This is a genomic window from Nostoc sp. DedQUE12b (assembly GCF_034530835.1).
In the GTDB taxonomy this organism is placed as follows: Bacteria; Cyanobacteriota; Cyanobacteriia; order Cyanobacteriales; family Nostocaceae; genus Nostoc.
Genome location: NZ_JAVRCI010000116.1, coordinates 1 through 17679 on the forward strand (window position 1 = coordinate 1; position 17679 = coordinate 17679).

General features: G+C 41.5%; 25 protein-coding genes. 10 read left to right on the forward strand and 15 right to left on the reverse strand.

All coding sequences use genetic code 11. The features are described 5' to 3' along the window. The first annotated feature begins 86 nt into the window (after nt 1-86). Entirely contained in the window at nt 87-371 is a 285-nt protein-coding gene (locus RMY16_RS30790; protein ID WP_289796743.1) for a YiaA/YiaB family inner membrane protein, read from the forward strand. Nucleotides 372-490: 119 nt separating this feature from the next. Here the strand turns inward: RMY16_RS30790 and RMY16_RS30795 are convergent, their stop codons facing one another. The 3 genes from RMY16_RS30795 to RMY16_RS30805 are packed head-to-tail and all read right to left on the reverse strand — an operon-like array spanning nt 491 to nt 1587. Continuing rightward, nucleotides 491-952, reverse strand: coding sequence for a ferredoxin (locus RMY16_RS30795; protein WP_322739552.1), 462 nt, complete (start codon nt 950-952; stop codon nt 491-493). Further along, on the reverse strand, nt 952-1338 hold the full coding sequence (locus tag RMY16_RS30800; RefSeq protein WP_322739553.1) for a DUF1257 domain-containing protein: 387 nt from the start codon (nt 1336-1338) through the stop codon (nt 952-954). Before RMY16_RS30800 ends, RMY16_RS30795 begins: the two co-directional genes overlap by 1 nt. Nucleotides 1339-1377: 39 nt before the next feature. Continuing rightward, nucleotides 1378-1587, reverse strand: coding sequence for a DUF2997 domain-containing protein (locus RMY16_RS30805; protein WP_099099907.1), 210 nt, complete (start codon nt 1585-1587; stop codon nt 1378-1380). Between the two features lie 567 nt (nt 1588-2154). On the opposite strand from RMY16_RS30805, the gene RMY16_RS30810 reads away from it, so the two are divergent. Continuing rightward, the gene (locus tag RMY16_RS30810) at nt 2155-2700 is read left to right on the forward strand and encodes a protein-tyrosine phosphatase family protein (RefSeq protein ID WP_322739554.1); all 546 of its coding nucleotides are present in this window, start codon (nt 2155-2157) and stop codon (nt 2698-2700) included. A 43-nt stretch (nt 2701-2743) separates the two neighbouring features. Next, on the forward strand, nt 2744-3433 hold the full coding sequence (locus RMY16_RS30815) for an SAM-dependent methyltransferase (RefSeq protein ID WP_322739555.1): 690 nt from the start codon (nt 2744-2746) through the stop codon (nt 3431-3433). 55 nt (nt 3434-3488) lie between these two features. On the opposite strand, the gene RMY16_RS30820 is transcribed toward RMY16_RS30815, so the two are convergent. The 8 genes from RMY16_RS30820 to RMY16_RS30855 form a co-directional block, all read right to left on the reverse strand. Continuing rightward, complete coding sequence (locus tag RMY16_RS30820; protein ID WP_322739556.1) at nt 3489-3812, reverse strand: type II toxin-antitoxin system PemK/MazF family toxin; 324 nt, start codon at nt 3810-3812, stop codon at nt 3489-3491. Continuing rightward, on the reverse strand, nt 3806-4066 hold the full coding sequence (locus RMY16_RS30825) for an AbrB/MazE/SpoVT family DNA-binding domain-containing protein (protein WP_322739557.1): 261 nt from the start codon (nt 4064-4066) through the stop codon (nt 3806-3808). The genes RMY16_RS30820 and RMY16_RS30825 overlap by 7 nt, the downstream gene beginning before the upstream one ends. 191 nt (nt 4067-4257) lie before the next feature. After that, nucleotides 4258-4464, reverse strand: a complete 207-nt coding sequence (locus RMY16_RS30830; RefSeq protein ID WP_322739558.1) for a type II toxin-antitoxin system RelE/ParE family toxin — start codon at nt 4462-4464, stop codon at nt 4258-4260. A gap of 137 nt (nt 4465-4601) precedes the next feature. Then, on the reverse strand, nt 4602-4856 hold the full coding sequence (locus tag RMY16_RS30835; protein ID WP_322739559.1) for a hypothetical protein: 255 nt from the start codon (nt 4854-4856) through the stop codon (nt 4602-4604). 89 nt (nt 4857-4945) lie between these two features. After that, nucleotides 4946-5194, reverse strand: a complete 249-nt coding sequence (locus RMY16_RS30840) for a DUF4926 domain-containing protein (RefSeq protein ID WP_322739561.1) — start codon at nt 5192-5194, stop codon at nt 4946-4948. A 3-nt stretch (nt 5195-5197) separates the two neighbouring features. Next, entirely contained in the window at nt 5198-5593 is a 396-nt protein-coding gene (locus RMY16_RS30845; protein ID WP_322739562.1) for a hypothetical protein, read from the reverse strand. Then, complete coding sequence (locus RMY16_RS30850) at nt 5556-5747, reverse strand: DUF6887 family protein (RefSeq protein ID WP_322739563.1); 192 nt, start codon at nt 5745-5747, stop codon at nt 5556-5558. Before RMY16_RS30850 ends, RMY16_RS30845 begins: the two co-directional genes overlap by 38 nt. After that, nucleotides 5734-5919, reverse strand: a complete 186-nt coding sequence (locus tag RMY16_RS30855; RefSeq protein WP_322739564.1) for a DUF6888 family protein — start codon at nt 5917-5919, stop codon at nt 5734-5736. Before RMY16_RS30855 ends, RMY16_RS30850 begins: the two co-directional genes overlap by 14 nt. 208 nt (nt 5920-6127) lie before the next feature. Between RMY16_RS30855 and RMY16_RS30860 the strand changes: the two genes are divergently transcribed. From RMY16_RS30860 to RMY16_RS30875, 4 genes are read left to right on the forward strand one after another with little or no spacing between them, the layout of a single operon-like run. Further along, nucleotides 6128-6979, forward strand: a complete 852-nt coding sequence (locus tag RMY16_RS30860; RefSeq protein WP_322739565.1) for an ABC transporter ATP-binding protein — start codon at nt 6128-6130, stop codon at nt 6977-6979. Next, entirely contained in the window at nt 6936-7790 is an 855-nt protein-coding gene (locus tag RMY16_RS30865) for an ABC transporter permease (protein ID WP_322739566.1), read from the forward strand. Before RMY16_RS30860 ends, RMY16_RS30865 begins: the two co-directional genes overlap by 44 nt. 19 nt (nt 7791-7809) lie before the next feature. Next, nucleotides 7810-8283 carry a MarR family winged helix-turn-helix transcriptional regulator gene (locus tag RMY16_RS30870; RefSeq protein WP_012410989.1) on the forward strand — a complete coding sequence of 158 codons (474 nt, stop codon included), beginning with the start codon at nt 7810-7812 and terminating at the stop codon, nt 8281-8283. Further along, nucleotides 8249-9517, forward strand: a complete 1269-nt coding sequence (locus RMY16_RS30875; protein WP_322739568.1) for an MFS transporter — start codon at nt 8249-8251, stop codon at nt 9515-9517. The genes RMY16_RS30870 and RMY16_RS30875 overlap by 35 nt, the downstream gene beginning before the upstream one ends. Before the next feature lie 217 nt (nt 9518-9734). Here the strand turns inward: RMY16_RS30875 and RMY16_RS30880 are convergent, their stop codons facing one another. Together RMY16_RS30880 and recN are read right to left on the reverse strand one after the other, a co-directional pair. Next, nucleotides 9735-10148 (reverse strand): hypothetical protein, encoded by a 414-nt coding sequence (locus tag RMY16_RS30880; RefSeq protein WP_322739569.1) that lies wholly within the window; start codon nt 10146-10148, stop codon nt 9735-9737. Nucleotides 10149-10649: 501 nt separating this feature from the next. After that, entirely contained in the window at nt 10650-12398 is a 1749-nt protein-coding gene (recN, locus tag RMY16_RS30885; protein ID WP_322739570.1) for a DNA repair protein RecN, read from the reverse strand. A gap of 252 nt (nt 12399-12650) precedes the next feature. Here recN and RMY16_RS30890 point away from each other — a divergent pair, with 252 nt between their 5' ends. After that, nucleotides 12651-14639, forward strand: coding sequence for an AarF/ABC1/UbiB kinase family protein (locus RMY16_RS30890; RefSeq protein ID WP_322739571.1), 1989 nt, complete (start codon nt 12651-12653; stop codon nt 14637-14639). Between the two features lie 31 nt (nt 14640-14670). Here the strand turns inward: RMY16_RS30890 and cysC are convergent, their stop codons facing one another. Next, a complete protein-coding gene (gene cysC / locus RMY16_RS30895) occupies nt 14671-15243 on the reverse strand; it encodes an adenylyl-sulfate kinase (protein WP_322739572.1) in 573 nt (190 codons plus the stop codon). 658 nt (nt 15244-15901) lie between these two features. Beyond that, a complete protein-coding gene (locus RMY16_RS30900; RefSeq protein ID WP_322660775.1) occupies nt 15902-16033 on the reverse strand; it encodes a hypothetical protein in 132 nt (43 codons plus the stop codon). 109 nt (nt 16034-16142) lie between these two features. Here RMY16_RS30900 and RMY16_RS30905 point away from each other — a divergent pair, with 109 nt between their 5' ends. Both RMY16_RS30905 and RMY16_RS30910 read left to right on the forward strand, forming a co-directional pair. After that, entirely contained in the window at nt 16143-17246 is a 1104-nt protein-coding gene (locus tag RMY16_RS30905; RefSeq protein WP_322739574.1) for a TIGR03032 family protein, read from the forward strand. A gap of 63 nt (nt 17247-17309) precedes the next feature. Then, the coding region (locus RMY16_RS30910; RefSeq protein ID WP_322739576.1) for a hypothetical protein at nt 17310-17679 on the forward strand (370 nt) is incomplete at its 3' end.

Below are 17679 nucleotides of genomic sequence, written 5' to 3' on the forward strand. Positions count from 1 at the left end.
CCCAGCCTTCAGATGGAATGGCTTTTATCTCACAATGCTTAACCCGAACTCAGGTGTATTAATAACTCATATCAAAGGTAGAAAATATGCAAACAATTGGTACCCAAAAAGATAGTGCAGCTTGGGTTATTCAAACTTGGGCAGCTTTTGTGATTTCTATTTCTATGACCAGCTTCGGTATTGTAAACTTACCTGTAAATGGCTGGGTGAAAGGCTTTATGGGTATGGGTATGGCTTTCTCTGTTGGCTCAACTTTTACTTTGGCAAAAACTACTAGAGACTTGCACGAAACTAGAAGATTAACCGCTAGGTTAGACGAGGCAAAAGTAGAAAAATTGCTTTCACAACACGATCCTCTAAATTTCAAATGAAGGGAGTTAGCCCTTACAGGGAATTCAAAATTATCCTTGCATCAGAAATTAAATACATAACGAAAAACAAAAGGACTGGATATACCAGTCCTTTATTATATTGATTTAACGTTTTTATCTTAATAACGGGATTTTTTGGTTTTTAACTTTTGCTTTTTACGCCGACGTTCGCTAGCAACAACTGCCTGTTCTACAGGATAACCCACTAAAGGAATTACCTGATATTTGCGCTCGTCTTCTAATTTTCTCAGTTCAGTGTAATCAACCCAGTGAATACAATCAACCGGACAAGTATCAATTGCTTCTTGAATAATTTCCTCAGCGTCCCCATCTTGCCGAACCACGCGCGATCGCCCGTAATCTGGTTCAATGTAAAAGGTGTTACGCGCAACATGAGCGCAATGCTTGCAACCAATACAGGTGATTTCGTCAACATAAACACCATTTTGGCGCAACATACCACCCAATTCCGGTTCTAAACCAGAACGTTCTGGAGCATCCCGTAAAAAACCCCCTAGTTCTGGTTCCAAACCGGAACGGTTATCTTCTTGTTCTTCCAGCGACGGCAGAAAATCAGCCATTACGCACTCCAGCGCTGTACTACCAGGCGAATTGAACCATCTTCATTTTTTTGTTGTTCAGAAACTTGAAAACCAACACGAGCGGTTTCTTTCAGAACTGTTTGATAAGCATAGCGCTGTGTTATTTGGCGCAAAAATCCATCTACAGACAAATCTTGTTGCCAATATTGCAAGTCAGCCACCAATTCATATTCCTTGCCATTCCATCTAAAGCCGATGTCATAGCCATTTTCCTGCTCAATACTAACTTCCGCAGGATGGGTTTGACCGCGATAGCCACGAACTTCTCGTGGGCCGGGTTTCCAGTCTACGCCCAATTCAGTCAAAGCATCTTTCAAAGAATCAAGGTTACGGATTTGAGTCTTAATTTGGCTAAAGTGTGACATGGTGGTTGTGAATTAATAACACTAAACTACTGTGAAAACTTACCAATCGCTGTAAGTGGTGTGTGTATTCGCCAGATTAGATTGCTGCACCTTGGCGGCGAAATATTCTGAGGTTGGCTCATGATTAAGTACTTGCCCTAGCTGTGCCTCTATTGCTGCTGTAACTTCAGCGCAAGAATTACCCACAATGCCAGTGACTTTCTCTTGTACCCGACCGTCTGGATAGATTATGAACTCTAATGTCTCCATTCTTTTGGTCAACCAGGATAAGTACGCTTAAATTGTACTGCCTTAGCAGAAGGCTACAAATATAGCCGTAGGAACATTTTTAGATACTAACTCGCCATTTGTTAATTAATGTTCCATCTTTCAACATATATATCTCAGAATCTTTACAAAACTTATTAGTATTATAAGCACACACATCAGTATTTAGTTAGTTTCTCTTAACCTCATTGATTAGTCAAGGTAATTACTGGAGCTGGCCAAGTAAGCTGCAAAAGTCCTAAAAATAAGCATTAGAGGTAGTATAGTCAGCAAGATAATTCACAAAAATATAAAATTTATTGAAAAACTTTATTCCTACCATTCAACCTACCTTATTCTTTTCCAGATAGGTTGAATGCAGTACAGTATCAGTCTAAAGCAAGATAATGGGGTATACGTAGGTATTGTATTAAGTCTTTGATATAGTTACTGTAGCTGGCATCGGCTGTAGAAAGATTTTTAAACTGCGATCGCTGAAAGCGTTGGTGCAGCCATCGCTATTTTCTGCCATTGGTGAGATTTATCAACCTCGACTCTAGATAGTTAAATATGTATAAATTTGCCCCAGCTTGGGAGAAGGAGCAAATAGTCTTTGGTGCTGCGCGACCTGGATACACCGACAAGAATGTTCAGGATTGGATAGAGTTCATGAAGCGTCAAGATATCAAGCGTGTTTGCTGTCTTCTTGATGAACAACAGCTAGGTTCTTACTCTAATCTTCTAAACATATACAAACAGGAATTTGGGAATCAGCTAATTTGTTGGGCACCAATTGTAGATTTCCATTTATCTGATTTAGAAACCCTCACACAGAAAATACTTCCTTTCTTAATAGAAGCTGATAAACAAAAAGAGAAAGTTGTTGTACACTGTTCTGGTGGAATTGGGCGTACTGGACATGTGTTAGCGGCATGGCTAGTTAGTGTCCGAGGATTATCAAATCAAGCTGCAATAAATGCTGTCAAAAAAACAGGTAGAAATCCTTATGAAGCTGCGATCGCTGCTTTATTTATAGGTAGAAATCCTCTGACAGTTATAAAAGAACTTAACGCGCTTCTGAATGATTGCCGTCTCTCAGTGAATAAAACATTTTGATGCTATCATCCTGTTTAATCAGTATATTGACGAGGTAACTTCTATGGCAATGGTTCTTGATAAAGTAGTTCCTTTTGGGAGGTCAATGGATGAGTATATAAAAATATTCAATTTAACAAATACAGATTTAAATAAAAAAATCATTGGGATTGGTGATGGGCCAGCAAGCTTTAATGCAGAAATGACACGTCAGGGTAAAAGTGTAGTTTCTGTTGATCCATTGTACCAATTTTCTGGTGATGAAATATTGCAAAGATTTAATGAAGTGGTAGATAACATCATTAATCAAGTCAAGTCTACAACGAATGATTGGGTATGGAGCTATCATAAATCTCCAGATGATTTGCGACACAATCGAGTGAAAGTTATTCAAGAATTTCTGTCTGATTATGAAACTGGCAAAAAGAGCAATAGATACGCAGTCGGTGAATTGCCAAAATTAGCTTATGATAATCAAGAGTTTAATCTAGCTCTTTGTTCGCATTTATTATTTTTATATTCAGATCAGCTCAATTACGATTTTCACTTAAATTCAGTAGGTGAGATGCTGCGTATTGCTAAAGAAGTCAGAATATTTCCCCTCATAACTTTAATGTGGAAACATTCACAACACTTAGATAAAATAGTAAAATATTACACTTCAATGGGTTATAAAATAGATATTGGAAAGGTTGAATACGAATTCCAGCCTGGTGGAAATAAAATGTTGAAGATAACCAGAGATGTTATATAACTCCTAGCCATAAAGAATTGGTATAACTATCCGGTTTATAGAATTATTAGGCATATTATTCAGCAAACATTTCAGCCAAGGTATCTAAAACTGCTTTTTGTTCATCAGAGTCAATCTGACCTAGCTTTTTGACTAATCGAGTTTTGTCAACTGTACGAATTTGATCTAGAACTATTTGCCCATCCTTACCCTGAAACTCACAAGTGACACGAGTCGGATAAGACTGTCCTTTAGTTGTCATCGGAGCAACAATAACCGTGGCAATATATTTATTCATCTCATCTGGTGAAATTACTACACAGGGTCTTGTCTTTTGAATCTCACTGCCAATTGTCGGGTCGAGGTTAACCAAAAACACATCAAATCGATTGACTACCACTCCCACTCTCGATGCTCCCACTCTGTAGTTATGGCATCATCGAGCAGTGTATCGTCGTGCTGCTTCGCCATAGTTGCAAATGCTTCCTCCCACCCCTGACGCGATTGAGAAGCAGCACGGACAATTAGGTGACAATCTTGAATTTCAATTTCCACCTCTTCACCAATACCACTTTGTTCTAGCAGAAGTTTAGGAATGCGGATACCTTGAGAATTCCCAATTTTAACAATACGGGTTCTAATTGCTGTCCCCATGAGGATACCTATCCTTGATTGTAATTACATTGTGATTACTAATCAGGTTTTTGTCAACAAGCGCTCAATTTTTCAATAATTTTTAATGCGTAGGCATAGCCAGCCGTAGGCATCGCTCTCAAGATTACCAGATGCGATCGCTTTGCTGGTACATATTTAATATGCTCCAGTTCCCGTGCGGTTACTAGTCTTTAGGTCGTCTCAGAGTCATCCGGTGCTTCACCAAGGGTCTGCTGTGCAGCGTGACGGATATGAAGAACACGCACTGTGGATATTTTTTGTCCTGCCAAAATTGTGAAAATTATTCGGTATGAGTTGCGTCCTCGACCGTAAAGTATCTGGCGAATTTCTTGGCTAAAATAATCATTTTCTCTCGCTAGAGAACATCGGCTTGGCATTTGCGATAAAGACTCAATGACTTATAGTAATCCTGCATACCACTGACTTGCCCTTTCAGGAGAAGTAACTTGAGATAACTGCAAAAATGCGCTGTCTGCTTCTGCTTCAGCTACACTAGAGATTTCAATGCGGTATTTCATGAATCGGCTGGCAGATTATACTTGCGACGTTGCTCGTCAGCAAAATCATCAAATGAACGGAATCTACCCGCTTCAAAGTCTTCTAATCCTTGCTGAATACCCTTAATAGCTGCTTCTGAGTCTTGCACCTCCCACTCTAGGACAGCCTCTAGCAATTGGGCTGCAACCAAACTAACATCTTGTCCCTGCTGTGTAGCTTTCTCGCGCAGTCGTGCTTCTAATTCTGGGCTTAGGGAAACAACGATCGCCATAATCGGATATTTTGTGGAAGGTTTATAGATATGATCTTATTTCAGAATATCTAATAAAGCTGCGTAGGCATCGCTCTGGGCAAAACCACTTATGCTGTCACCATTGCTCGTACTGAATCAGGGGATGCTGGCTCAAAATGTAACACCATAATTTGCTCTGGGCGTAAACCGACAGATTCGTAAGTACGTCCATTGCGATCGCTAAATTCAACTTCAAATGCAGCACCGCCAGCTAATAATTCTACTACTGCGCCAACTTGACCACGGTACAGCTTGTATTCAGGGAGATCAACTGTCAGTGCTACTACATCTAACAACTCAATTCTAATTTTATTCATACTTCATCGCTTTGGTGAAGGTAAGGAACCCCCGAAATCTCCGCCGTCCCAATCAGATCCATCAAGCCAGCCATCATCCTCAGCATCCCACAACAACATATATGCAAGTAACAAGGTATTGATAAATCGCTCTACAGGAATTTCCCAATGTTTAGCCATCTTGTCTAATTGCACTTTTGTTATTGAATTCGATGATGTAAAAAATTGCAACACATCATCATGGCTACAAGACCATCCAGAAATGAATTTATCAAAATAAGGTTTATATTTCTCTGTTGGATGAGATTTCTTAAAGTTAGTGAAGCGAACGTCTTTAAAGAAGTCTAGTTTTAGCCCAGCAACAAGCCCATCAGAATCTTTACTATAAATATAGTAATAAAGCGATCTGAACCTTTTCATCAAAATCAGGGTCGTTGAGAGATGCAATAATTCTGAGTGGACGTTGGTTAATTCTGTTTAAGTACGCCTGAAATGCAGCTTCATCTTTACGATGTTTGAGAAAATACTCTCTCAACTCGGCATTAGACATTGCATCATAGTTAACGTGGCTCATCAGCAAACTCCCCGTTGGGTAGAATTTGAAACTCCAGTTCTTCGCTATAACCAGCTAATAAATACACATTGCGAGTGCGATTATCAACACAAACTAGATGTATGGGCTGCATAACATAGGTCAGTTGATAGACGATGCGGTATAGACTCTCTAGCTGGGCAGCAGTAGGCATTCTGAACATTTCCTCACCTATTGGCTATCTTAGCCAGTCTTTGCGCTTAATTTGTCAGTAATACTTCGCCCATCGATAACCTCGTCATCACTCTACTGAGTTTCCTTTTACTCTGATTCAATTTTATGCCAGAAGTCTATTGACTTCTGGTAAATCTATTGAGAAGCTAATAGTTAGATTTACTAATTAATAGAAGTGCATCAAACTTGTGACAATACTGACGGGCAAAATAAATCGATCGCAACCTCAAGAACAACCAAAACCGTTGATTTTGGAAACTCAGGGACTCACACGCCGTTTTGGTAAGTTAACCGCAGTTAATAACCTGAGCATATCTGTGGAACAAGGCGAAGTATTTGGACTGCTTGGCCCCAATGGCGCAGGGAAAAGTACAGTTATTAAAATGTTGACAACCTTGCTGCCTATCAGTGCAGGGAAAGCAACCTTAGCTGGCTATGACGTGGCTCGTCAATCTAATCCTGTAAGACGGGCTATCGGCTATGTACCCCAGGCGCTCTCTGCTGATGGTAGTCTCACGGGTTACGAAAATCTCTTAATCTTTGCCAAGCTGTATGGAATACCTGCCAAAGGACGTGATCGCCGCATCTATGAAATTCTAGAATACATGGGTTTGCAAGATGCGGCGAAACGCCTGGTACGAAACTACTCTGGTGGGATGATCCGCAAACTGGAAATCGGCATATCAGTTCTACATCAACCGCAAATTTTGTTTCTTGATGAGCCGACTGTCGGACTAGATCCCATCGCTCGAACTCAAGTATGGCAGCTTGTACTACAACTTTGTGCTGATTACGGCACAACTATATTTTTAACAACCCACTTTTTAGAAGAAGCAGATAGCTTATGTAAGCGAGTGGCGATTATGCAGCAAGGTGAAGTCGTTACTACAGGTACACCAACCAACTTAAAAGCTTCTTTAGATAACCCAAATGCAACTTTGGATGATGTCTTTATTCACTATACAGGCGACCAGTTAACATCAGGAGTCAACTACCGTGACACAGCAAGAACCAGACGTACTGCTCAACGGTTGGGTTAAATCACCACCTACTGTCCGAGTAAGTTTGATCTCTGCAATTAAAGAGCTAGTTACAAAAACTCTGGCGATCGCAGAATTAGAAATACGTAAACTCCGCCACGATCCCACTGATTTAGTCGTTCGGGCTGTGCAACCAGCATTATGGCTCTTAATTTTTGGGCAAGTTTTCGCCCGGACTCGCGCGATTCCAACAGGGAATTTGCCCTATTTAGACTTCATTTCTGCTGGCATCTTGGCTCAGAGTATTTTGTTTGTGGCAATTTTCAGTGGTGGAATGACGCTAATCTGGGAGCGAGATTTAGGGATTGTACATAAATTTTTAGCTAGTCCCACACCCCGTGTAGCGATGGTGTTGGGCAAAGGTCTAGCATGTGGGGTACGGTGCTTATCTCAGGTAATATTCATTTACGGATTGTCATTTTTATTAGGTGTCAAACTAAATCTTTATCCCCTAGCTATTCTCCAAGTACTGCTGCTAGTCATAATGGGGGCGGGAACATTTTGTATTTTTTCATTAATTATTGGCTGTTTGGTGAAAAGCCGAGAAAGGATGACGGGTATTGGACAATTGTTAACCATGCCGTTATTTTTTGCTAGCAATGCCATCTATCCGATCTCGTTGATGCCCAGTTGGTTAAAGTTTATTTCCCATTTAAATCCGTTGACTTATCTGGTTGACGGGTTACGCAGCACCATGCTGTTAAACGGCACTAGCATCTATGGCTTTGGTCTGGATTGTACAATTCTCTTATTAACATTAATCATTTTGGCCATCCTTGGTGGAAAACTTTATCCACGGGTGGCCATGTAACTAGGAGAACAACAAGCCCATGACCTTGGATAAACCTAATCAAGGTGCAACTTCCGAAGAATGTGCCGCTAGAGTAATGGAAACAGTTCCATTAGTGATGCGGTTTATCCGAGCGGATATGCGTGCCCATAGTGCCGCTTTTTTATCTATACCTCAGTTGCGATCGCTAGCATTTATCAACCGCAATCCTGGTGCTTCATTGTCTGACTTAGCAGAGCATTTAGGTGTCACCTCTGCCACGGCATCAGCAACCATAGAACGCTTAGTACAACGCGACTTTGTGAAACGGATTGCTCATCCTCAAGAGCGGCGGCGGGTGCTGCTCAATTTAACTGAAGATGGAAAACACCATCTCAAGCAATCCCAAGATCAAACTCGCGCTCATATTACTGACTTGCTGAAAGGTCTTTCAGAAGACCAAATTTCCAACATTGAAGAAGGCTTAACTCTACTAAAAAATGTCTTCGAGAAAACAGAACTCAAAGCCCCATAACTTTGAGGTTGCACAGCACGATCCCTTTGCAGCCTTTAAGTTTCGAGACTATCGGCTATTTACCATTGGACGGCTAGTGCTGTTCGTGGGGTCGCAAATGCAAACTGTAGCGATTGGCTGGGAACTCTATGAGCGCACAAACTCGGCGATCGCTTTAGGTGGTGTAGGACTGGCGCAAGTCCTACCAATGATTATTCTCACCTTAATTGCTGGAGATGTTGCCGATCGCCGCGATCGCAAAGTGACCATGTTACTCTCGGTAATGTTGCTAGCTCTTTGCTCCCTAGCTTTAGGGGTACTTTCCTATACTCAGGGTGCAATTTTTCTAATTTATGCCTGCTTAGTATTAACAGGTGTCGCTAGGGCATTCCTCAAACCTGCCAGTGATGCTCTGATGTGGCAATTAATACCTGTCACTGCTTTTACCAATGCAGCCACCTGGAATAGTAGTAGCTTTCAGTTAGCCGCAGTTATTGGCCCAGCCTTCGGGGGATTCGGGATTGCGTTACTAGGAAGTGCTACAGGGGTTTATGTGTTAGCAGCGATCGCGGCATTACTGTGTTTTCTTTTAACGCTAGCGATTAAAGAGCAAAAAAGTATTCGCTCAACTGAGCCAATCTCACTCCAAGCGCTTGCTGCTGGTGCTAAATTTGTTTGGCAGAATCAGTTGATTTTAGCAGCGATTACATTAGATATGTTTGCTGTATTGTTGGGTGGTGCGATCGCGCTCCTCCCGATCTTTGCCAAAGATATTTTACACGTAGGGCCAGTGGAATTGGGATATCTACAAGCAGCTCACTCCATCGGTGCTTTGACTATGGCTATCACCCTGGCATATTTACCACCGTTACGCAAAGCTGGCCCAGCCTTATTATGGTCAGTGGTTGGCTTTGGGGTTGTAACAATTATCTTTGGACTTTCTCGTTCCTTTTGGCTATCTATGTTGATGCTGATCCTTGGTGGCGCACTAGATAGTATTAGCGTTGTAATTCGTCATACATTAGTTCAAATCAGAACACCAGATCATTTGCGTGGTCGAGTTGCTGCTATTAATAGTGTGTTTATTAGTGCCTCGAATGAATTAGGCGGCTTTGAGTCCGGCTTGACTGCTGCTTTATTTGGCCCGGTGATTTCTGTTGTGGGTGGTGGAATTGGCACAATTCTAGTGGTGATTGCTACAGCTATGATTTGGCCGGGAATTCGCAAGTTAGGGGCTTTGCAGGAGTATAAATAAATTTAAAATGGCAGTATTAGATGATGGAGTTATATCCACTACTAAGTCTTCCATAGATAATAAAAACCCCACCCTATGCAAAAGCTACAAAATTATAATTGTTATCTCTTGCTAGGATGGGATTTTTGTTTAGTGGAAGTTGCATATCGCTTAATTCAGAGGTAGACAAACCCAGAGTTTTAGGATTATGTCTAACTTAAATTTACCAATTGCCACATTAAGCAGTTGGGCTACCACCAATATTTGGGATACTGCCTCCGGTTGGAATACCATACTGAGAAGGATTGAAGCTATCAGCCGTTGGAATACCATACTGAGAAGGGTTGAAGCTATCAGCCGTTGGGATGCCAGCGCTACCTAAACTAAAGCTGCCTTCTTTTGGAATACCATACTTATCAAAATCGAAGCTGTCAGCCGTTGGGATGCCATACTTAGCAGGATCAAAGCTTTCAGCCGTTGGGATGCCATACTTAGCAGGATCGAAACTGCCTTCTTTGGGAATACCATACTTATCAAAATCGAAGCTGTCAGCCGTTGGGATGCCAAAAGCGCCTCCAGATGCGAAAGGGTTGCTAGCTTGACTACCACTATTAACGGTGTTACCAAAAACAGAATTTGAATCAGATGCCATTAGAGTTAATTCTCCTATTAGGACATAATTTTTGCTTCATTAATAAATGTCAAAAAAGCACAATTAAGCTTCATCTGTAGCTTTTTTTATTGTTTTTTGACTTGCTAATTTTGAGCTTTTCGGACTAAATTACAGAGTGTTTTTATGAAAAAATATTGGCAGAAAACTGTAATTTTTTCTGGTTATGTTAATGAATATAAAAAAAATTACTTATTTTTACAATGAAAAATATTTAGATGCTTGTGCCAAATCTTTTGATGCTTATGTCAAATCTTTAGATAATTTTACTAATGCAATTTGCAGGGTAAGATCATGTAAATTGGTATAAATCTGACTTGACAAATGGGCATTATGAGTAAAAAGACAACAATGCTGTTTTAAAAATTTCAAGGAGCAGATTACTTCTATTGCAATCCAATTTGATTATGTGAAAAAATCTACGCAGGAGCAACGGGAACGTCTCCGGCTCCTGAATTCTGACTTCTGAATTCTTCTTCAAGTTTAATTTTTAATTTTTTGACGATGGTTAGCAGCTTGTAATAACAAAGATTCCGCAAAAGCGATCGCGTCGCTTGCAGATTTACCACCAGCTAACTGTGCTAGTTCTTCCCGGCGAGTATTTAAATTCTCCAAGGTAGTAACTCTGACAACGGTACGCTGATCGGCATTGTCATTGTTGGCTTTTTTACCTTTCCCTTGATTGATAGTTTGCTTATCTACGCGGAAATGGCGATCGGCCATTGCCGCAACTAAAGGCTGGTGGGTAACACATAATACTTGGTTGCGTTGACTGAGTTGATGTAATTTTTCAGCGATCGCTTGGGCGACTCTTCCCGAAACCCCGACATCAATTTCATCAAATACCATTGTCCCAGCCGCATCAACCTGAGAAAAACAAGCTTTCAGCGCCAGTAAAAAACGGCTCATTTCCCCACCAGAGGCAACTTCCGTTAAAGGTTGCAGTGGTTCTCCAGGGTTGGAACTAAACATAAAAGTAATTTTATCTGCTCCCATAGCAGTTGGGAAAGCTGGTAATATTTCAACCAAAAATTTCACCTTTTCCATCGCTAGGGGCTTGAGTTCAGCTATCAAACGTGACTCTAAATTAGCAGCCGCCTTACCCCGTAGTTGAGTTAACTGATTACTTGCTTGGGTGAGTTTTTCAAAACACGCCTTTTCTTGCTGTTCTAGCTTTTCGATAGATTGTTCGCTGTCATTAAGTTGGGCTAATTCTCCTTGGATACGTTGGTAATAAGCGATCGCTTCTGTAAGTGTCGGCCCATATTTGCGGCAAATTTGCTTTAATTCCTGAATTCGTTCTTCCACTTCTTCCAATCGCTGCGGATCAGCTTCTAATCCATCCCCATAAGCATTAATCTGCCTTCCCACTTCCATTACCGCAGCTTGCGCGTCCCGCACCAATTCTAATAGGGGTTGCAATTGTGTATCATATTCCACCATGTCATTTAAGATCGCCTCACTGTCTCCCAATAAATCACCTGCGGCGGGAGTTTCATGATCGTTTTGATACAAAGCCTGATAAACCTTGTAACTCATTTGTTGTAAATCAACGACATGATTTAGGCGTTCCCGTTCTTGTCCCAACTGTTCCAATTCATCAGGTTCGCTGAGATTGGCTGCTCCCAGTTCTTGTACTTGATAACTGAGCAAGTCGAGTTGTTGTAAGCGTTCCCGTTCTGATGTGCGGCGTTTTTCTAGTGCTAAATTTGCCTGTTGGTAAGCACTGAAACTTGTGGCGACTTTATGACGCTGCTGCATCAGAGAGTCACCGCCATATAAATCCAACCAATCGCGGACTTGAGCAGATTGTCCCACTTGTACAGTTTGACCTTGGGCAGTGATTTCCACCAAGCGATCGCGCATTCCTCCCATAATCTGCCGATTTACCAACACGCCATTCACCCGCGATCGACTGCGGACATTATTAGCAGTGGCTGTGATTTCTCGGCTAATAACTACGGAATTTTCATCAAGCAAATCTATTTCTTGTTCAGTTAACCAAGCGGCTAGGGGCGCGTTTGAGGTGAAAGTCGCTTCTACCATCGCCCGACTTGTTCCCGTGCGAATGACTCGACTAGAGACTTTACCGCCCAAAGCGGCATCAATGGCATCCAAGATAATCGATTTTCCAGCGCCGGTTTCACCCGTTAACACATTTAGTCCCGCGCCAAATTCCAATTCCAGTTGGTCAATTAGGGCAAAGTTTTCAATTCGCAGGCAAAGCAACATCAAGCCAAATTCTCCATGAGGGCAGATGCCGGATACTTCCAACTTACAGGATAATAAGTCTCATCTTTGAGCAACTAGCAATATCTAATACGATTGAACTAGTATGCCCGTTTAAGTGTAACAAACCACTGGGTACTGGCGACTGGGTTGGGAAAAGAATTTTTTAATCCTAATGCCTAATGGCCTATGTCCAATCCATCAACATATTGTTACAATACTTAATGTGATCGTTCTGACTGGTGGCCATTCTTCATGATTGTTAAGACACTTCCCCCTAGTTCCCGACCGATTCAGGAGGACAGTAGCAACGGCACAAATAGCCGAGGCGAACTGGACGTTATTGATATAGTGCCAGAAAATGGTACATCAAGCTTAGTTGTGCGCTCACCAAGACTCTTAGCAGCCCAACAGTTAAGGACAACAGACCAACCTGAGACGCTTTACGATCCTGTGGTGATTGCGGCGCATTACCAAAATAGACCCTTACAAGTTGTACGACGGATTTTCGCCGTGTTGGGGCCGGCTCTATCCTTTGCTTTTGGGTTGTGGTCAGATAGTAAACGGGGAATTGTCGTCAAAAATGATCGCCGCCGAGCTACTCAGCTACGAGTATTGCTGACTAAACTAGGGCCTGCTTACATCAAAATTGGACAAGCTTTATCTACTAGACCGGATCTGGTTCCTCCCGTATATTTAGAAGAATTAACTAAACTACAAGACCAATTACCGCCTTTTCCTAACGAAATTGCTTACCAGTTTATTAAAGAAGAACTAGGCGCACCTCCAGAAGAGGTTTACGCGGAACTCTCGGCCCAGCCAATTGCTGCGGCTTCATTGGGGCAAGTGTATAAAGGTAAGCTAAAAACTGGTGAAGAAGTTGCTGTTAAAGTTCAACGCCCCGACTTAAGAGAGGGGATCACCATTGATTTGTATATCTTGCGTAACCTTGCGGCTTGGGTGCAGAAAAAGGTTAAAAAGGTAAGAAGTGACTTAGTTGGGATTCTCGATGAATTAGGCGATCGCATTTTTGAAGAGATGGATTACATCCATGAAGGTGAAAATGCCGAACGATTTTTCGAGTTATACGGTCACATAAAAGACGTATACGTACCGAAAATTTACTGGGAATACACCAATCGTCGCGTCTTGACGATGGAGTGGATTAACGGCACCAAATTAACCCAAACAGAAGAAATTAGCGCCCAAGGTATAGATGCTCGTTATCTAATTGAAGTGGGTGTGCAGTGTTCCCTGCGCCAGCTGCTAGAGCATGGATTTTTCCATGCAGATCCCCACCCTGGTAATTTGTTAGCAACAACCGATGGCAAATTAGCTTATCTCGACTTTGGGATGATGAGTGAGATTAAGCCACCCCAGCGTTATGGTTTGATTGAAGCGATCGTTCACGTTGTCAACCGTGACTTTGAAGGATTAGCAAAAGATTACGTGAAGTTAGATTTCTTATCACCAGAAACCGATTTAACACCAATTATCCCAGCTTTTGCGAGAGTCTTCGCTGATGCGGAAGGAGCTAGTGTTGCCGATCTTAATATTAAAAGCATCACTGATGAACTATCGGCTTTGATGTATGAGTATCCTTTCCGTGTACCGCCCTACTACGCCTTAATTATTCGTTCCCTCGTGACGCTCGAAGGTATTGCAATATATATAGATCCCAACTTTAAAGTTCTGAGTGAAGCTTATCCCTACGTTTCTAAACGCCTGTTAACAGACCCAGCACCGCAATTAAGAGCATCATTGCAAGATTTGTTATTTAAAGATGGCAGATTTCGCTGGAATCGCTTAGAAAATTTGTTAAAAAATGCGCGTAATAGTCAAGACTACGACTTTAATTTAGTGCTGAATCAGGGGATAGAATTTCTCTCATCTGAACGCGGTGCTTTTATTCGTGACAAGCTAGTAGATGAATCTGTTAACGGGCTTGATGCTTTAGGTAAAAATGTTTTGCATAACTTTACCTCCTTGTTACGAGAACGAGTAGGATTGACAGCAGTTAATAAAACTCCAGCGGCTACAGTTGAACAACAACAAACCTTGGAGCATATTAAACGTATATTAGGTATTCTCCGAGAAACAAGAGGTTTTGACCCAGTACAACTTACATCTCAGATTGCCCAGTTATTGGTAAATTCTGATGTACAACGTTTAGGTCAACAAATTGCCAACCGCTTCACCCAGAAAGCTGTAGCCAGATTAATTCGGCAATTATTGGCATCCTAGTAAAAGTTATGAGTTAAAAACTTTATTTAACTCATAAACCATTAATTGTAGCAATTATATAACCCAACTCTTCTAGCTTTTTTAAGACCTTAGTTGCACTTTGAGCAACGCTTTCCTGGTTAGTTTTGCATTCGACTTCAGGACAGAGTGGTATTTCATAAGGATCATCAATACCAGTAAAGTGCTTAATTTCCCCAGCTTTTGCTTTTTTATATAACCCTTTTATATCTCGCTGTTCACAAACTTCTAATGATGCATTGACGTAAACTTCAATGAAATGTGGAATACTTTGGCGCACTTCTTCCCGAATTTCGCGGTATGGTGAAATGGCCGAAACCAATACAACTACATTATTTCTGGCAAGAAGTTGAGATACAAAACCAATGCGCCTAATATTCTCCACTCGATCATCTTTACTGAAACCCAATCCTTTGCATAGGTTTTGACGTACCGCATCACCATCCAGAACTTCAACTCTGTATCCCTGTATCCGCAGTTTCTTCTCCACGAATTGGCAGATAGTAGTTTTACCTGCACCACTCAGACCAGTGAACCATACTGTTACACCATACTCTTGTTGTCTCATCCTACTTTCGTCGTACATTTTAAATGGCACACCAAAAAAGCTTTTTTAGGTAATTGTGGGTCAAATAATAATTTTATTTTTATAATCTTTTTTTAGCAGGAATTTCAGCCATTGCAAGGCAACTTGTGTCAGACTTGCTACTTTTACCTCTATTGATTTCGAGTGAAAAATCGCATATTTATACGGGGTTAGGCTAAATATTTAATACAAAAGATGGCGATGTATTCCACGGACTACACTTACGCATTTTCTTAACCCTAACAACGCAATTCGCCGCTATAGTAATAAAACTTGCTGATCGAGTTTTCAAATTATTGAAGTTTTAACCAATTTTTACATTCAGTATATATACAGTTTATTTTTAAATAAAATAGTCTTTATTATAACAGTAGATTACCAAATAAAATTTACCACTAGGACATTATAAAAAACCAAGTTCAAAACATCTGCAAAGTTAGATCCAGTGCAGCTTTATGGCGGCGCGACCTATTTTCTCGGGACGATTCCTTTAGGTGCTGTTTCTGGTACAGACTTGTTTATTGATAATGATGGCACGCCTAGTGGCCTGTGTCATTAATTCTGAGAGTTTCGTAGTAAGCGATTTATCAGTCAATTTCAAGAGTTTTAGCCCTAACTACAAACTTTCACAACTCATCAAAACTAATGACATCAATCACTAGTACACTTTGGCATAAATTTGTTCACCTTTAACCAGTTGCTCAGAGCAACTTGTCTGCTTAATTGAGGTGATAGCTGGATTTACGCCATGCTGTACTAGTGCTTTGTGCCAGTAATTTTCGGGGTTCATAGTTGGTAATTTACAGCTCAATTTTAAGGGCTGGAGCCACTGAGTATATTTTGTATTTAACTAAACCTAAAGTTCCTCAACAAAATTTGAAATTTAATTCAACTGATTTATGTTGTCCACTTTTCCTACTACTGCGCCAGAAGAGAATAACTTAATTCAATGTGATGCCGATCAAGGATTTATTTCCTGGCTAAGTCAAGCCGGAGGTTCAATTGCCATCACCACCTACCAAGCTGGAAAACTGGCACTAGTAGGCTGGAATGGGGAACAGATAACCATGCTGTTACGCCAATTTTCCAAACCAATGGGATTGGCAGTGAATGGTTCACGGCTAGCACTGGCTACCCATCACGAAGTCTGTTTATTAGCCAATGCCCCCGCCTTAGCTTATGAGTTTTTAGAAGATCAGCCCGGACGCTACGATGCCCTATATTTGCCACGGATGACATATTTTACAGGCGACCTGAACATTCACGACCTGGAATTTGGCAGAGAAGGGCTATGGATTGTCAACACCCGCTTTTCGTGTCTTTCTGCTTTGAGTCCAGACTTTAGCTTTGTACCGCGCTGGCATCCCAAATTTATTTCTGAAGTAGTGCCAGAAGACCGATGCCACCTGAATGGATTAGCAATGGTGGATGGTAAACCCAAGTATGTGACTGCCCTTGGTGCGACAGATACCGTTGGAGGATGGCGGTCGGGCAAAGCCAACGGTGGAGTCGTAGTGGAAGTAGAGAGCAATGAAATTATTGTAAATGGATTATCAATGCCCCATTCCCCAATTTGGCATGACGGGTTTTTGTGGTTACTCAACTCTGGTGCAGGGGAAATATGGCGCATTCATCCAGAATCAGGAGACCAACAAGTAGTCTGTGTACTCCCTGGATTTCTGCGGGGGTTGTGCTGCGTTGGGTATTACGCCCTAGTGGGACTATGCCAGATTCGGGAACGGCATATTTTCGGAGGGTTGCCCATAACTCAACGATTTGAGAAGTTGCTCTGTGGTGTGGCAGTCGTGGATTTACGAAATGGACAGCAGGTAGGGATGCTGAAGTTCACCGCAGGCTGTCAAGAACTTTATGATGTACAGTTTCTTGCTGGCGTACAGCGTCCGATGGTTTTGAATCAGGAACGAAAAGAAATCCGCCAAGCATTTACTGCACCAGAGTTTAACTATTGGCTGCGACCGAGTGCAGTGATTCCTAATGACTAACGAATCTATCTAATCAGACCGTAATTGTTGAAATCAAATCTTTAGTTTTTTCAGAGGTTTTTCATGACTGAATTCCAAGTTAATACCACCACCATTGGCAATCAATCTAACTCCACAGTAGCTATAGATGCAGATGGTGACTTTGTTATTTCCTGGCAAAGTAATGGTCAAGACGGAACTAAGATATATGCCCAACGCTATAACACCGACGGAACACCTCAAGGGGGCGAATTTCAAGTTAATACTACCACTAGTGGCAATCAATATAATCCCGTAATAGCGATAGATACAGATGGTGACTTTGTTATTTCCTGGCAAAGTGATAGTAAAGAGGGGATTGATATATATGCCCGACGCTACAACAATCTTGGGGTGGCTCAAGGGGGCGAATTTAAGGTTAATACCTACACCACCAGCGACCAAGCTAATCCCA

Coding starts and splice junctions, on each gene's coding strand:
- RMY16_RS30790 (WP_289796743.1), top strand. CDS start 87: ATGCAAACAATTGGTACCCAAAAAGATAGTGCAGCTTGGGTTATTCAA.
- RMY16_RS30795 (WP_322739552.1), bottom strand. CDS start 952: ATGGCTGATTTTCTGCCGTCGCTGGAAGAACAAGAAGATAACCGTTCC.
- RMY16_RS30800 (WP_322739553.1), bottom strand. CDS start 1,338: ATGTCACACTTTAGCCAAATTAAGACTCAAATCCGTAACCTTGATTCT.
- RMY16_RS30805 (WP_099099907.1), bottom strand. CDS start 1,587: ATGGAGACATTAGAGTTCATAATCTATCCAGACGGTCGGGTACAAGAG.
- RMY16_RS30810 (WP_322739554.1), top strand. CDS start 2,155: ATGTATAAATTTGCCCCAGCTTGGGAGAAGGAGCAAATAGTCTTTGGT.
- RMY16_RS30815 (WP_322739555.1), top strand. CDS start 2,744: ATGGCAATGGTTCTTGATAAAGTAGTTCCTTTTGGGAGGTCAATGGAT.
- RMY16_RS30825 (WP_322739557.1), bottom strand. CDS start 4,066: ATGGGGACAGCAATTAGAACCCGTATTGTTAAAATTGGGAATTCTCAA.
- RMY16_RS30830 (WP_322739558.1), bottom strand. CDS start 4,464: ATGCCAAGCCGATGTTCTCTAGCGAGAGAAAATGATTATTTTAGCCAA.
- RMY16_RS30835 (WP_322739559.1), bottom strand. CDS start 4,856: ATGGCGATCGTTGTTTCCCTAAGCCCAGAATTAGAAGCACGACTGCGC.
- RMY16_RS30840 (WP_322739561.1), bottom strand. CDS start 5,194: ATGAATAAAATTAGAATTGAGTTGTTAGATGTAGTAGCACTGACAGTT.
- RMY16_RS30845 (WP_322739562.1), bottom strand. CDS start 5,593: ATGAAAAGGTTCAGATCGCTTTATTACTATATTTATAGTAAAGATTCT.
- RMY16_RS30850 (WP_322739563.1), bottom strand. CDS start 5,747: ATGAGCCACGTTAACTATGATGCAATGTCTAATGCCGAGTTGAGAGAG.
- RMY16_RS30855 (WP_322739564.1), bottom strand. CDS start 5,919: ATGCCTACTGCTGCCCAGCTAGAGAGTCTATACCGCATCGTCTATCAA.
- RMY16_RS30870 (WP_012410989.1), top strand. CDS start 7,810: ATGACCTTGGATAAACCTAATCAAGGTGCAACTTCCGAAGAATGTGCC.
- RMY16_RS30875 (WP_322739568.1), top strand. CDS start 8,249: ATGTCTTCGAGAAAACAGAACTCAAAGCCCCATAACTTTGAGGTTGCA.
- RMY16_RS30880 (WP_322739569.1), bottom strand. CDS start 10,148: ATGGCATCTGATTCAAATTCTGTTTTTGGTAACACCGTTAATAGTGGT.
- recN (WP_322739570.1), bottom strand. CDS start 12,398: ATGTTGCTTTGCCTGCGAATTGAAAACTTTGCCCTAATTGACCAACTG.
- RMY16_RS30890 (WP_322739571.1), top strand. CDS start 12,651: ATGATTGTTAAGACACTTCCCCCTAGTTCCCGACCGATTCAGGAGGAC.
- cysC (WP_322739572.1), bottom strand. CDS start 15,243: ATGTACGACGAAAGTAGGATGAGACAACAAGAGTATGGTGTAACAGTA.
- RMY16_RS30900 (WP_322660775.1), bottom strand. CDS start 16,033: ATGAACCCCGAAAATTACTGGCACAAAGCACTAGTACAGCATGGCGTA.
- RMY16_RS30905 (WP_322739574.1), top strand. CDS start 16,143: ATGTTGTCCACTTTTCCTACTACTGCGCCAGAAGAGAATAACTTAATT.